The sequence below is a fragment of the Pseudoalteromonas sp. A25 genome, assembly GCF_009176705.1.
Taxonomy (GTDB): domain Bacteria; phylum Pseudomonadota; class Gammaproteobacteria; order Enterobacterales; family Alteromonadaceae; genus Pseudoalteromonas.
Genome location: NZ_AP021846.1, coordinates 875,352 through 889,040, shown reverse-complemented (window position 1 = coordinate 889,040; position 13,689 = coordinate 875,352). Strand labels below are relative to the sequence as shown.

The following is a 13,689-nucleotide window of genomic DNA, read 5'->3' as shown; positions in this document are numbered from 1 at the left end:
CAAATGACGGGGTTTAATCCCAGTTTAAGATCACTTTACCTGATTGACCAGAAATCATGGTATCAAAACCTTCTTGGAACTGGTCAATATGAAATTGATGAGTAATGATAGGCTCAAGATTAAGACCTGATTGGATCAAACTTGCCATTTTGTACCAGGTTTCGAACATTTCTCGACCATAGATACCTTTGATCACTAGCCCCTTGAAAATCACCTGATTCCAATCAACCGCCATATCTGATGGCGGAATACCTAACATCGCAATTTTACCACCATGATTCATGTTATTCAGCATGCTATTAAATGCCACCGGAACTCCTGACATTTCTAGGCCAATATCAAAGCCTTCAGTCATACCAAGCTCTTTCATGGTATCTTCGAGCTTATCATTAGCCACATTAACCGCTCTGGTTGCGCCCATTTTACGCGCGAGCTCTAAACGGTATTCATTCACATCAGTAATAACAACATGGCGTGCGCCAACATGCTTAGCAACCGCTGCCGCCATAATACCAATTGGGCCGGCACCGGTGATCAACACATCTTCGCCAACTAAGTCAAAAGATAAAGCGGTGTGAACAGCATTACCAAACGGGTCAAAAATTGATGCTAAGTCGTCTGAAATATTGTCAGGAATTTTAAAGGCATTAAATGCTGGGATCACTAGATATTCTGCGAATGACCCCTCACGGTTCACACCCACTCCAGTCGTGTTGCGACATAAATGTACACGCCCTGCACGACAGTTTCGACAATGACCACAGGTAATGTGGCCTTCGCCAGAGACCCTATCACCGACGTTGAAACCACGTACTTCCTGGCCCATATCGACCACTTCACCTACGTACTCATGTCCCACAACCATAGGGGTTGGAATGGTATTTTGCGCCCACTCGTCCCATTTGTAGATATGTACATCAGTACCACAAATCGCGGTTTTGCGGATCTTAATCAACAGATCGTTATGCCCTACTTCCGGTTTAGGCGCATCTGTCATCCATATCCCTGGCTCGGCTTTTAATTTAGATAAAGCTTTCATACTCGTTACTCGATGACAAGCAAGCACGATGCTTGCTTTGAAATTAAATGATGCCTAACTCTTTACCAATACGGGTAAAAGCTTCAATGGCCTTCTCTAACTGCTCGCGTGTGTGGGCAGCCGAAATCTGTGTACGGATACGAGCTTGCCCTTTTGGTACTACAGGAAAAGAGAAACCAGTCACGTAAATACCTTCTGCAAGCAATTTGTCCGCCATTTGCGCTGCTACTTTAGCGTCACCTAACATAACCGGAATGATGGCATGATCTTTACCTGCACACGTAAAGCCAGCTGCTTCCATTTTCTCGCGGAAGTAAGCTGCATTGCTCCAAAGCTTATCACGTAACGCTTTACCATCTTTAAGCATATCAAGCACAGCAATAGACGCTGTCACAATAGACGGAGCCAATGAGTTTGAGAATAAGTATGGACGAGAACGCTGACGTAGCCAGTCAATGACTTCTTTTTTACCTGATGTATAACCACCCGATGCACCGCCAAGTGCTTTACCTAAAGTGCCAGTTATAATGTCTACACGGTCCATAACACCACAGTACTCAGGTGTACCACGACCGTTTTCACCAACAAAACCAACCGCATGCGAGTCATCGACCATCACAAGCGCGTCGTACTTATCCGCTAAATCGCAAAGCGCTTCTAGGTTGCAAATAACGCCATCCATTGAGAATACGCCGTCAGTGGCAATCAACTTGTTTTTTACGCCCGCTTCGTCAGCGGCGATAAGTTGTTTCTCAAGATCAGCCATGTCGTTGTTCGCATAGCGAAAGCGCTTAGCTTTACAAAGTCGAACACCATCAATGATTGAAGCATGGTTTAGTGCATCAGAAATAATTGCATCATCTGGGCCTAAAATAGTTTCAAAAAGACCCGCATTTGCGTCAAAACATGAAGAGTAAAGAATCGTATCTTCAGTTTGTAAGAATTCACTGATCTTGGCTTCTAATGTTTTATGAATATCCTGCGTACCACAAATAAAACGCACTGAAGCGACACCAAAACCATGAGCATCTAAACCTTGCTTGGCAGCAGCAATCAAAGTTGGATGATTGGCAAGTCCCAAATAGTTGTTAGCACAAAAGTTAATGACTGAATCGCCACTAGAAACTGCAATTTCTGCTTGTTGAGAAGAGGTAATAACACGTTCATTTTTGTATAAACCTTCAGCTTTAACTTCTTCAAGCTGATTTTGAATCTGGCTATAAAAGGCCGATGCTCTCATTTGGAGTCTCCATTATTTGCACGGGTCCCTAGGTACACAGTTCTTAACCGCTGCATACCGGGCAAATCATATTGGGCCGCTATTGTAAAAGGTTCAAAGCGCAATTGCACGAATTGTCATTATCCCGTGCAACCTGCTTGAGTAAAATACGTATGAGATGAGTTACAGTAAGGTTGGTACGTGCTTTAAAGAGGCACACACGTGATCAGCTTGGTCTTTTATGTCATCGGAAAATGCTTGCCCCGATTCAACTAAAATTGCCTTACTTAGGCCAACAGCACGGGCTGCTTTAATGTCTGAAATTTTATCTCCCACCATCACGCTTTGCGATACATCAATATCAAACTCGGCAATCGCTTGCGTTAACATTCCAGGGCTCGGTTTTCTGCAATCACAATCGCGCTTAAACTCAGGTAGCGCTTTTTCTGGGTGATGCGGACAATAATATACTTTCGAAATATTCACCTGGTGCTTGGCAAACTCCTCACACATCCACTCACTCAGCTTGGCAAATTGCAGTTCGTCATAGTAGCCACGCCCAATTCCTGATTGATTGGTCACCACCACTATAATGTAACCCATTGCTGTAAATTGCTGACATGCCTCAAATACACCATCAATAAATTCAAAGTCTTCAATTTTGTGCACATAGGCATGATCAATATTTATAACGCCATCCCTATCTAGGAATATTGCTTTTTGCTTTGTACTCATAACTTCTCTGCCTCAACAACACGCTCAAACATAGTGATCACTTGCTCTGTGCTTATCTGTGCCATCAAATCACTACCTTTTACACGCGTCCCCCAAGGTAGTTGCTGCGCTGTTTTGCCTTTTTGCGTAAGCAGGTTTTGATGATACACCTCTACCACATAGTCTTGGTACAAATAAGGCCCCGTTCTTGCGGGGTTTGAATGCGCGTACAAACCAATTACAGGCGTGCCAACTGTTACTGCCATGTGAGCTGGCCCCGTATCAGGAGCTAGTACCAACGATGCTCTCTCAAGCACGCATAGTAAGGTTTTAAGCTGTGTTTTACCCACTAAGTTTTTGATCTCGCATTGAGCATGTTGGATAATATCCGCAGCCAGCGCTTCTTCTAAAGGCGTTGGCCCTCCTGTGATCACCACTGAAAACCCTTGCACGGCAGCATGCTCCGCAAGTGCCGCATAGCGCTCAGGCAACCAATTGCGCTCTGCTTTACTTGCAGCAGGGGAGATCACGAATATTCGTTGCTTTAAATCAGCTAAAAGTGTTTTGGCTTGCTCTTTGTCTTGCTCCGCAACGGGCATATTCCACGTAGGTTTGCCACAATTAGCACCTATAGCTCGGGCAAAGTTTTGGAATCCCTCAAGCACATGAGGCTCGCTTTGTGGCTCAATTCTGCGATTGATAAACAAAGAATGCAGCTCTTTACTGCGGCCTTTGTCAAAGCCAATTTTTAATTTGGCAGGAATACAACGCGCTGCAAGGTTTGCTCTCAGTGCCACTTGCATATGTAACAACACATCAAACTGTTGACCTTTAAAGGTTTGCTTCAGTGTCTTATAAGCCGCTTTACCTTGTTTTTTGTCAAAAATAACAAACTTCACGCCGGGTAAGTCCGCTAATAACATAGCTTCTACTTTGCCAATCACCCATGTGATAGAAGCGTTAGGGTGTGTTGCTTGTATGGCTTGCACGGCAGCGACTGCATGGCACACATCGCCGATCGCTGACAGCCTGAGAATACAAATAGAACGAGGAGAAAAAGACACCAAACTTCCTGCAATTAAAACTTGTTAGGGGTGCGATCTTAAATTAATCAATATGCTTTGCAAGTTTAAGGTAAATAAAAAACGCGGTACACTTGTTCAATCACTTGCTATCCACTTATGTTTGATGATCATTACCAAAATAAATCACCATTATTTACTCTGCAAAGAAAACGTCAGTTGTGACGTTTCCCTTGATTGGTTTGACCCCACTTATTGGCAACAATTAAATGCCATTGTGGCCACCAAAGAAGGCAGAGCAACCGCTTGGTTTTATGAGCATAAAAAACAAGTTAATGTACTAAAACACTATTGGCGTGGCGGCCTGGTTGGTAAGCTATTATCAGACCAATATTTGTATCTGGGATTAGCCAAAACACGCGTTTATCAAGAATTTGACCTGTTATGTAAACTTGATGAATTGCGCTTGCCCGTGCCCAAGCCTGTAGCGGCAAAAGTCACTCAACAAGGGCTTATTTATCGAGGCGATTTGATAACGGGCGCCATTAGTGGTGCAACAAGCTTATGTGAGCGATTACAAGCTCGACAAGCCACGGAGCAAGAGCTCACACTTGTTGGTAGCACAATTGCGCAGTTTCATAACCAAGGGGTGTATCACGCTGATTTAAACATCAACAATATTTTGTTCAGCGATGATGGCAAGGTGTACTTGATTGACTTTGACCGTGGACAACTTCGCCAGACGCACGCCAGTTGGCAACAAGCTAATATGGCGCGTTTACAACGCTCATTTAATAAAGAGGCCGGCAAGTGGCCGACCTTTTATTTTTCAGAGCAAGATTGGCTAACCCTAATGCAGGCCTACAAAGCTGCCATCGGGTAAATCACGACTTTTGCGATTTACCCATTTTTGCTTTTTCGATAATGCCCGAAGTAGAGCAACCATCAACAAAAGCCAGCACTTCTACTTGCCCACCTTGGCTAAGTACATAATCAGCACCTGCGATGTCTTCTATTTTGTAGTCGCCACCTTTGACTAAAATATCTGGGCTGATTGTTTCAATTAACTTAGCGGGCGTGTCGTCTTCATCCTCAGAGCCAAATGGAATAACCCAATCGACAGAGGCTAACGCGCTGAGCACCATTGCACGCTCATTAAGCCCATTAATTGGTCTTTGTGGGCCCTTCAGGCGTGAAATTGACTCATCGTTATTTAAACCGACAACCAGTCTATCTCCCATGCTTTTTGCTTGTGCTAAGTAGCGCACATGACCAGCATGTAGAATATCGAAACAGCCATTGGTGAATACAATTTTTTCACCGTTCTTTTTGGCAAAAGTAATGTGTTTTAACACATCATCAAACGGCGTTTGATAATGCTCGCCCGTCTCACGTAGATACTGACCCATTTTGCGGCTCAATTCTTCTGGCGATACGGTTGCAGCACCAAGCTTACTCACCGCAATACCTGCAGCAATGTTGGCTACTTCTACCGCATCTTTAGGCGCCATACCTGCGCCAAGCATGGTCGTGAGTGTTGCAATAACGGTGTCGCCTGCGCCTGTTACATCGCTTACTTCTAACACCTGTGCTGGAAAATCATATTTTTCGTTCGCAGAAATAAGTGACATACCTTGCTCAGAGCGTGTCAAAAGCATAGCACCGATACCATTATCAGCGATGAGCTTTCTGGCGCTTTCTGTTAGCACTTGCTCGCTATCTGCTTTACCACCAGCTAATTTAAATTCATTCAGATTAGGGGTTATGTAATCAGCGCCACGATACAAGGATAAGTCGCTTGATTTGGGGTCGATAAGCACTGTTTTACCCGCCGCTTTAGCAAGGCTTATCATTTCTTTAATAGCGCTTAATGCGCCTTTGTTGTAATCAGAAAACAAAACGAAGTCATAATCGTCTAGCACTTGTTCTAAACGTGCTAATAATAAACGGCTATGCTGTTGCGTGAAGGTTTCTTCAAGGTCTAAGCGCACCACTTGCTGATGACGGCTAATAACACGCATTTTAGCGATGGTAGGCAGTTCCTCGATGGTTACCAACTGAGAGGCTATTTTCTCGCTTTCTAGAATACGCAGTAGTGACTGACCATTGTCGTCTTCACCTATCAAACCGAGTAGACCTACTTGCCCATCCAAGTGAGCAATGTTTTTGGCCACGTTTGCTGCGCCACCAGCTTTGTCTTCAAGACTACTTACTTTAACAACTGGCACTGGAGCCTCGGGCGAAATACGCCCTGTGTCGCCATGCCAGTAGCGATCTAGCATTACATCACCAACGACCAATACTCGCGCTTGGTTTAGTTTTTGTAACCGTGAAAAATCCATTACTGCTGCTCCGCCACCAGCATGTCCACCGCTTCACATAACCAGTGACCAATAAACATATGTGCTTCTTGAATACGTGCCGTTTCGTCATTTTTAACAATAATAGGTAGCTGAGCAATACTCTTAACCTCTGCGCCATCGCGACCTGTTAACGCCACAGTATATGCACCGATGTCATTGGCAGCAGCCAACGCCAAATTAATATTTTTACTTGTACCAGAGGTTGTTAAACCAATAACTAAATCCTCGGGTTTACACAATGCTTGAACTTGACGTTCAAACACGGTGTCAAAATGATAGTCGTTGCTATGAGCCGTAAGAATAGAAGTGTCTGTTGTTAACGCGATTGACGCCAATGGACCACGCTCTAGTTTATAGCGCACCACAAACTCTGCCGCCAAATGCTGAGCATCAGCAGCACTCCCACCATTGCCAAACCAAATGACCTTACCGCCTTGCGCTAACGTACTTTGGCACGCCTCTAATAAACTCAAACACTCTTGGTGGTAGTTTGCCATAGTTTCAAACAAAGCTTTATGACGTTCTAGACTTTCTAGATAGCTTTGCTCGATTTTTTCGTTTTGCGACATGTTTGTTCCTATATCCCCTACTTCGGGTATGATTTCTTTAGCTATATCGTATAACTACCAGTATACATTGAGCGATAGCCAAGTATAGCTTTGCCCAAAAACATCTTTACCCACAGTCAAAGTGGTCTCTACTTGACGTTTATCAATCATGCGACTGTTACTTATTTGCAGTGCTTGCGCCTTTTCGTAGTCTTTGCCCACTTCGTTAAATTCGTTCAGATAACCGCTTTTATTGTCTACCTGCGTGTATTTTGCTCGCCACATTGAATTCACGTTGTCACTTAGCGTCATTTCTAGAGTATGAATTTGGCTTGGCGCTGAGTCGCCAAACTCACGCATATCTCCTGCAAAATGACCAACGACAGCGCCTTTGATGGTGTTACCTGCTGCTGGATAAATTTCATTTTCGTACCAAAGGCTGTGCATATTGGTATATTCATAACGCAGTGTGGTGTTACTCGTTAACTGCGGCAAATATAAACCAAAACTTGCTACCGTGTTACCAAATTGGTAGTTCTTATGACCTTTGGTATCCTCACCACCATATTCAAAGTACCACTCGGCTGGTGTGTAAAAATTAGTTTGTACGGTGCTGGTGATGGTTGCCCATTGGTCACCTAACTCAGCATCTTGACTTAATTGCGCTGTTTTATTGTCACTACCAGCGGGGTCAAAGTAAGCTTTAATAATATCACTTGTGCTAACCTTTCTTGGCCCCCCGCCAAATTGCATCATGCGGTTTAACCCTATGGTCCAACCTTCAATTGGTTCGATGCTAATATGTGTACCCGCAAGTTTTGGTTTGCCTGAATGCAATTTACCCTGATAAACAATACCCTGCTCTACATGCTCAAGTTCTGAGTAAAACAATTCAAAGTCAAAATTCCACCAATTTGTCAAAGGCGCGATAAGTCCTAATGATACTGAGGGCGAAGGCTGGGCATTGGTCGAGTATACTTGTGCAAAGCTCTTAAAAGGAGAAAACCAATGCTCCTTGTAGCCTAAATTTAGTTGAAACGTGTCACCACCGAGTGCATAAAAGGTATTATAGGGCACGAGATCCCCTTGTCGTACCCGGTAATCCATACCCAGTTGCAGTAAAGAACTGTCACTGCCTCGCCACACACCTTCTAGTGAGATTTCTGCATATTCGTTAGATTGGTTGCTTCTGTCGTTGGCTAGCCGCACCACTTCACCGGAATCATAGCGCAACTTAACGCCTTGGCGTGTCACGTCATCTTTACTAAAATAAGACGTGAGGCGCTTGCGAATACTGTTGTACAGAGGGCGGTTAACGCTATGTAACTTTCTCAGCGCCATATTAATTTCACTTATCCGGTAGGGCTTTGCCATTGGCACGCCATCGGTAAGTGCAAACATACGATCTATCTGATATTCAAGTAACTTATCTTTACCGACAGGTAAGTAAGCGGTTGGCGAACTATAGCTATAACTTGAAAAAAACAGTACAACGCCTGCAATACATGCTGAGAGTTTTAACGACATAAATTTACATACAACGAATGACAAAAGTGCCGCCATACTAGCAAATAACCCAGCAAGGCGCACACCCACAAATGTGTAATTTTGTTACTCTATTCCAATTTAATGCGTGAACACGTTAAAATAGCATTTTCAACTACTGTATGGTGTCATGGCCCGATTATTCTACTCACTACTGCTAGCACTACTTTCACCGGTTATTTTCATTTACTTGTATGGTGTTCGTGGTAAAAAAAATGCGGGGTATCGGCAACATTTTTTGGAGCGATTTGGCTTTTGTAACACTCACCTACCAAAACAGGCTGTGCTCTTTCATTGCGCCTCTGTGGGTGAGGTACTCGCTGCCACACCATTAATAAAAGCATTTCGCAAAAAGTACCCAGACGAAGCTGTTATTGTTTCGTGCAATACGCCCACAGGCCGAAAGCAAATTCAGCAAAGCTTAGGTGATGATATTGCACTTTGTTACTTACCCATTGATTTTTACTTTGCCAGCAAACGCTTTATCAAACGCCTTAAGCCCAAGCTTTTGCTGGTACTTGAAACCGAGCTTTGGCCTAACTTGTTCTCCCATGCAAAAAACAACGACTGTCATGTACAAATAATCAATGCCCGTTTATCTGAAAAGTCCTTTCAAGGTTATAAAAAAGTGGCGGCTTTGAGCAAAACTATCATGGCAAATATCGATGTGTTAGCAAGCCACAACAAACAAGATGCACAGCGTTTTATTGCGTTAGGGTTAGCGCAAAGCAAAGTCACAGTAACCGGCTCTATTAAGTTTGATATTCAATTAAGCCTCGAAGAAAGAGCGTCGGCCGCCAAACTAAAAGCGCAGTTTAAAGGCCGGCCTGTCTGGGTTGCAGGCTCTACACACCCAACTGAGCATGAGCAAGTACTCAGTGCCCACCAGCAAGTATTGCGCGCGCATGCCAATGCCCTACTTATCATTGCACCAAGACACCCAGAGCAATTCTCTAGAGTAGATGAATTACTTGCTGATTCGCCTTTAACACATTGCTGTCGCAGCACATCCTTTGATGATAATTGCCAAGTGTTATTAGCAGACACATTAGGCGAGCTAAAAATGCTCTTTGGTAGTGGCGACGTCGCATACATTGGTGGTAGCTTAATTGAGCGAGGCGGACATAACCCGCTAGAAGCGGCAGCCTACTCAGTGCCTATTTTGACAGGGGCACACACTTACAACTTTGCCCATGTTTACCCAGAATTGATTTCACAAGGGGGCGCTCAAGTTGTTAAAAATAGCACTGAACTTTCGGAGTCTGTGATTGAGTTGTTCAATGACGCACACAAGCGTGAGTTACAAGGGCAGCAAGCGCTTGATTGCTTAGCGCGTAACCAAGGCGCAATAGATAAAACGCTGGCATTAATTAGTCAACACTTGCAAAGGTAAAAACATTCATGAGCATCACTTCCCTCTTAACTCCCGCACAAATCATGCAAAACTGGGTTAGCGCAGTAATCGTCAAATACAACTTTTGCCCATTTGCACGCAAAGAGGTAGAGCAAAACACCATTCACTATCAAGTGTCAGACTCAACCAGTCATGACGACGCTGTGATGGACATGTTAGAAGAATGCGCAGCTTTGGATAATCACCCTGAGCGAGAAACCACCTTACTTATCTTCAAGGACGGTTTTAGTGATTTCGCCGATTTTTTAGATTTGGTTGATTTAGCCAACGCTATGCTTGTGGTACAAGGTTATGAAGGGCGCTATCAAATTGCCAACTTTCACCCTGATTATGTGTTTGCCGACAGTGATGACGATGATGCGGCTAATTACACTAATCGTGCGCCGTTTCCTACTTTACATTTAATTCGCGAACAAAGCATGGCGGCAGCGCTGGAGAACTACGACGACCCCGAGAGCATTCCCGAGAATAATATTCGCTTAGCGCGCAGAAAAGGCGAAGCGTTTTGGCAGCAACTGTTAAAACAATGCCATAAACACTAGGAGACACATTTGTATCTCCTTAATTTGGCAAAGTTACTTCTTCACCCAACGGCCATTGACTTGCACAAAATGGCCTGCACTGGTTTTCTCAATCGCTTTTTTGCCTGCCAACGCTTCAACTTGCGATAAGCTAATACCGTTTTTCTTGGCTAACTGTTGATACTTTGCTTTTCGTTTAGCGTTAATATCTGAAATAAGCGCTTGCACTTGTGCGTTGCTGCTTACCGCTGCTAGATAGCCCGACTCTGTTTCTCCGACTAAGCCTTGCTCTTTGGCACCATCAAGCGTCAGTGCCAACGCCGAAAAAGCCATACCTAGCGCCGCTACTGCAATAATCAATTTGTTTGCTTTCATTGTGCTCTCCTTAAAATAGTTCGCTGTCATCGCTAAATAGGTCATCAAGTTCTTTATCTACTTTTACCCGAATTTCGTGGTCAACTTTTACATTTAAATTAATTGTGATCGGCTCTTTGGTTTCGACTTGCACTTTATGCGTACAAGCACTGAGAGCCAGTAAGCTTATTAAAACTAAGGTCCATTTCATGGGCTTTGCTCCTGTTTAGTTAATGCATCTTCTACTTTTTGGGTTATTTCGTCACTTAAACGCAAAGCCCTAAAAAGTGTAAATATGTTTTCTTGGTGTGTGTAATTAAAGTTTACCGGCTGCGATTGCTGCTTATTCTCTCCCACAATCTGCACCCCAAGTGTTAACCATCCATCAGGTGTGAGTGCCACATCACTACTTAAGTTATCAATCGTCAAATCATCCAATACGCCGATAACTGACTTTAGGCTAGGCTGTTGTGCTTTCAACGCTTCTATAGAGGCATTTTGAGCAACCTGTAATTTACCCTGTCCCACACTCAATAATTTACCCTGCTCAATACTGACGTTTGTATCTACGATACGCATAGGAAACGTACCAGATATTTTTCCTCTAAGTTCAACCCCCGCATCTCTGCCAGCTTGAGCAATCAAACCTAAATCTAAAGACTCTGCGTTAACCTGCACCAGCTGTGGCTCTGAAGATAAGTTCAGCCTATCAATGTTTACACTCCCAGCAAAGACCGAAGCATCGAGCTCACTCACATACGCTAAGCCATTATCAACATGCAACAAAGTTGATAGGTTAGATAATACAACCCCCGAACGTATCTGCCCTATCATCACTTTAGAGCTAGGAATATTAATCGTACCTGAATTATATTGCCCGGTTATGGCAGTGTTAATTTCATCTACGTAATGGGTGCCATACAGCAACGACACGTCATTTACCTGAGCCAAAAAATCAGCTGTTTGCAGGTTGAAATCTCCTTCAGACTCAAATGAGATATCCCCTTGAACCAGTTTTAGTTTAGGCACATAAGCATTGATCAAAGGTTGTATCGACATAATGGGCTTAGCTGTTGCCACCAATTGATAAGGGTGTGCTAACGGTGAATATTGGTGTTTAAGCACAGCCTCAATGCCAGCCCCCGTAATAAAATGCTCAAACATGCCTGTGCGACTTTGCAGACCTTGGCTATCAATGTTGATATTATTAAGCGTTATATTGGGTGCCTTTACCGTATCAAGGCGTGTTTGCGCTGACAGTGTAGTAAAAATTTCACCGCTACCAATGTTACCTGCAACTGAAAATTGCGACCCTATACCGTTAACTTGCACCGACTGACTTTGCAACAGTTGATTAGACAAGCGTCCAGACAACGCTAATTGCTGTTTGCTGGAGATATCTACTTCGAGTTCTAGCTGACTGTTTTTGACTTTTACCTGTTGGTAACTGAGTGTATCTGCTTGGATTGTCAGCTTCGCAAAAGTTGCAACATCACCGGCCACTGTAATTTCAGCATTCATGTTGGCTTTGCCATTGTTCACTTTCACGCCGTTGTAATATGCTTGCTCAACTTCTCCGCTCGCCTCTACCTTATAAAGTGCGCGCTGCGTTGAAGCCTCAAACTCAACCTGTCCTTGCAGCTCAATACCTTGCACTTGTTCCGATAGCCAAAGCAATCGTTCACCATGATAATGCAATTTACCCATGCCATTTACATGGCCATCACTAAACTCAATTGGCGATTTAATTTCTAGCTTTCCTATGCTATCACTGTGATGAGCAATCGATACAACCCCGCTGCCATACAAAGTTTTGCTATCTGCATTGAGCACTTTAACTTCAGCGACACTGTTGCCATCGGCGCTACTAAACTGCACATGCTCTGTCGTGATACGACTATTGTGAAGAGCAAGACCATTGGGCAAGCTAACACGCCATGGCTGCAACAACACTCTATTTAGCTCTTCGCGCAGTTGCTCTGTTTGTATTAGATCGCACTCATTTGGCGTTAATAAAACTTCAGCCTCAGATAGGTCAGCGTCAAGCTTTTGCAGGTTAATATCAAATGAAGCTTTGATATGCCCTTGACTTGTCACCAATCCATTACATTGCGAGGATTCTAAATTGGCGGCTAGTGCATGTTGAACATTTAAATCGACCTTATCACCAAAGTAGTCGATATGAGCGGTGCCATGCAGTGAAGTTATATAAATTGGCAATAATTGCTGTAAAGCTGGGCTATCAAGCTCAACATCTAACTTAACGGCCTGCTCAGATAAAAAAATATCAGACGAAATATCACCCGTAACTGAAAAACTGTTCAGCTTATGCTCTTGTAACGACAACCTTAAAACTTGCGGTAACTGACGCAAGCTCAACTTGTCAGTTTCAATCGTAACATCATCGATATTCAACAAAGGTCTCGTGGGTAAAGCCAGTTGCAGCGGCTGCCACAATGTTTGCGCCTGACTTTGCTCTTGCGTGTTAGAATTGAGTAGTTTTGCATGTAACGCATTAACATGGATATGCTCTTTGGTTACCTTCACCTGCTCCAAACGCAATGACACATGCTCACTATCCAGGCATAGTTCTTCAACATTAACCTTATGCCAACCACCCAATGACCAACGCAAACAGCTCAATGACATGTTATATGGAGCCAAATAACGCTCAGCAGTCATCACTGTCAGCGGCTCACGGAAAACGTATAACCCCAAAAAAAGGCAACATAGGATAATAACAAGCCATTTAAAAAACTTAACTATCATATGCTTGATGTCCTTAACCTATTAGAGCGATAGGCCAATGATAAATTAAAATGAGGTCGCTGTGACAACGTAATTGTAATAAGTTGTAGTTTTGATCTTTGTAGGCAAGCAAACACAGCAATTAACGCGACAATGCTTTATACTTTCGCTAGAGCTTCAGTTTAAAGTAGCTCGATTTTAG

The 13,689-nt window shown here is 43.6% G+C and carries 13 protein-coding genes; 3 read left to right on the top strand and 10 right to left on the bottom strand.

The genetic code is table 11. The features are described 5' to 3' along the window. Positions 1-13: 13 nt before the first annotated feature. The 4 genes from tdh to GDK41_RS03975 all read right to left on the bottom strand — a co-directional run bounded on the left by tdh (position 14) and on the right by GDK41_RS03975 (position 4,036). Positions 14-1,039: an L-threonine 3-dehydrogenase gene (gene tdh / locus GDK41_RS03990; RefSeq protein WP_152085193.1), complete on the bottom strand. Its 1,026-nt coding sequence runs from the start codon at positions 1,037-1,039 to the stop codon at positions 14-16. A 43-nt stretch (positions 1,040-1,082) separates the two neighbouring features. Then, the gene (locus tag GDK41_RS03985) at positions 1,083-2,279 is read right to left on the bottom strand and encodes a glycine C-acetyltransferase (RefSeq protein WP_152085192.1); all 1,197 of its coding nucleotides are present in this window, start codon (positions 2,277-2,279) and stop codon (positions 1,083-1,085) included. Positions 2,280-2,441: 162 nt separating this feature from the next. Continuing rightward, complete coding sequence (gmhB, locus tag GDK41_RS03980; RefSeq protein WP_152085191.1) at positions 2,442-2,993, bottom strand: D-glycero-beta-D-manno-heptose 1,7-bisphosphate 7-phosphatase; 552 nt, start codon at positions 2,991-2,993, stop codon at positions 2,442-2,444. Further along, complete coding sequence (locus GDK41_RS03975) at positions 2,990-4,036, bottom strand: glycosyltransferase family 9 protein (protein ID WP_172971543.1); 1,047 nt, start codon at positions 4,034-4,036, stop codon at positions 2,990-2,992. Before GDK41_RS03975 ends, gmhB begins: the two co-directional genes overlap by 4 nt. A gap of 124 nt (positions 4,037-4,160) precedes the next feature. On the opposite strand from GDK41_RS03975, the gene GDK41_RS03970 reads away from it, so the two are divergent. After that, complete coding sequence (locus GDK41_RS03970; RefSeq protein WP_152087507.1) at positions 4,161-4,877, top strand: 3-deoxy-D-manno-octulosonic acid kinase; 717 nt, start codon at positions 4,161-4,163, stop codon at positions 4,875-4,877. A gap of 1 nt (position 4,878) precedes the next feature. On the opposite strand, the gene hldE is transcribed toward GDK41_RS03970, so the two are convergent. Genes hldE through GDK41_RS03955 form a run of 3 tightly spaced genes read right to left on the bottom strand, consistent with a single transcriptional unit; the run spans position 4,879 to position 8,432 of the window. Then, complete coding sequence (hldE, locus tag GDK41_RS03965; RefSeq protein ID WP_152085189.1) at positions 4,879-6,336, bottom strand: bifunctional D-glycero-beta-D-manno-heptose-7-phosphate kinase/D-glycero-beta-D-manno-heptose 1-phosphate adenylyltransferase HldE; 1,458 nt, start codon at positions 6,334-6,336, stop codon at positions 4,879-4,881. Continuing rightward, on the bottom strand, positions 6,336-6,926 hold the full coding sequence (locus GDK41_RS03960; RefSeq protein ID WP_152085188.1) for a D-sedoheptulose-7-phosphate isomerase: 591 nt from the start codon (positions 6,924-6,926) through the stop codon (positions 6,336-6,338). Before GDK41_RS03960 ends, hldE begins: the two co-directional genes overlap by 1 nt. 54 nt (positions 6,927-6,980) lie before the next feature. Continuing rightward, complete coding sequence (locus GDK41_RS03955) at positions 6,981-8,432, bottom strand: capsule assembly Wzi family protein (RefSeq protein ID WP_152085187.1); 1,452 nt, start codon at positions 8,430-8,432, stop codon at positions 6,981-6,983. 148 nt (positions 8,433-8,580) lie between these two features. On the opposite strand from GDK41_RS03955, the gene waaA reads away from it, so the two are divergent. Both waaA and GDK41_RS03945 read left to right on the top strand, forming a co-directional pair. After that, the gene (gene waaA / locus GDK41_RS03950; protein WP_152085186.1) at positions 8,581-9,843 is read left to right on the top strand and encodes a lipid IV(A) 3-deoxy-D-manno-octulosonic acid transferase; all 1,263 of its coding nucleotides are present in this window, start codon (positions 8,581-8,583) and stop codon (positions 9,841-9,843) included. A gap of 8 nt (positions 9,844-9,851) precedes the next feature. Next, positions 9,852-10,406, top strand: a complete 555-nt coding sequence (locus GDK41_RS03945; protein ID WP_232056521.1) for a DUF1415 domain-containing protein — start codon at positions 9,852-9,854, stop codon at positions 10,404-10,406. Between the two features lie 33 nt (positions 10,407-10,439). Here GDK41_RS03945 and GDK41_RS03940 read toward each other — a convergent pair whose 3' ends face one another. The 3 genes from GDK41_RS03940 to GDK41_RS03930 are packed head-to-tail and all read right to left on the bottom strand — an operon-like array spanning position 10,440 to position 13,508. After that, positions 10,440-10,760 carry a YdbL family protein gene (locus tag GDK41_RS03940; protein ID WP_152085185.1) on the bottom strand — a complete coding sequence of 107 codons (321 nt, stop codon included), beginning with the start codon at positions 10,758-10,760 and terminating at the stop codon, positions 10,440-10,442. Between the two features lie 10 nt (positions 10,761-10,770). Then, entirely contained in the window at positions 10,771-10,950 is a 180-nt protein-coding gene (locus tag GDK41_RS03935) for a YnbE family lipoprotein (protein WP_152085184.1), read from the bottom strand. After that, positions 10,947-13,508 (bottom strand): intermembrane phospholipid transport protein YdbH family protein, encoded by a 2,562-nt coding sequence (locus tag GDK41_RS03930; RefSeq protein ID WP_152085183.1) that lies wholly within the window; start codon positions 13,506-13,508, stop codon positions 10,947-10,949. Before GDK41_RS03930 ends, GDK41_RS03935 begins: the two co-directional genes overlap by 4 nt. Positions 13,509-13,689: the final 181 nt, after the last annotated feature.

Excerpts from the sequence above, each read along its gene's own strand:
- gmhB (WP_152085191.1), bottom strand. The coding sequence starts at position 2,993 with ATGAGTACAAAGCAAAAAGCAATATTCCTAGATAGGGATGGCGTTATA.
- GDK41_RS03935 (WP_152085184.1), bottom strand. The coding sequence starts at position 10,950 with ATGAAATGGACCTTAGTTTTAATAAGCTTACTGGCTCTCAGTGCTTGT.
- hldE (WP_152085189.1), bottom strand. The coding sequence starts at position 6,336 with ATGGATTTTTCACGGTTACAAAAACTAAACCAAGCGCGAGTATTGGTC.
- GDK41_RS03985 (WP_152085192.1), bottom strand. The coding sequence starts at position 2,279 with ATGAGAGCATCGGCCTTTTATAGCCAGATTCAAAATCAGCTTGAAGAA.
- GDK41_RS03945 (WP_232056521.1), top strand. The coding sequence starts at position 9,852 with ATGAGCATCACTTCCCTCTTAACTCCCGCACAAATCATGCAAAACTGG.
- GDK41_RS03930 (WP_152085183.1), bottom strand. The coding sequence starts at position 13,508 with ATGATAGTTAAGTTTTTTAAATGGCTTGTTATTATCCTATGTTGCCTT.
- GDK41_RS03960 (WP_152085188.1), bottom strand. The coding sequence starts at position 6,926 with ATGTCGCAAAACGAAAAAATCGAGCAAAGCTATCTAGAAAGTCTAGAA.
- GDK41_RS03940 (WP_152085185.1), bottom strand. The coding sequence starts at position 10,760 with ATGAAAGCAAACAAATTGATTATTGCAGTAGCGGCGCTAGGTATGGCT.
- GDK41_RS03970 (WP_152087507.1), top strand. The coding sequence starts at position 4,161 with ATGATCATTACCAAAATAAATCACCATTATTTACTCTGCAAAGAAAAC.
- tdh (WP_152085193.1), bottom strand. The coding sequence starts at position 1,039 with ATGAAAGCTTTATCTAAATTAAAAGCCGAGCCAGGGATATGGATGACA.
- GDK41_RS03955 (WP_152085187.1), bottom strand. The coding sequence starts at position 8,432 with ATGTCGTTAAAACTCTCAGCATGTATTGCAGGCGTTGTACTGTTTTTT.
- waaA (WP_152085186.1), top strand. The coding sequence starts at position 8,581 with ATGGCCCGATTATTCTACTCACTACTGCTAGCACTACTTTCACCGGTT.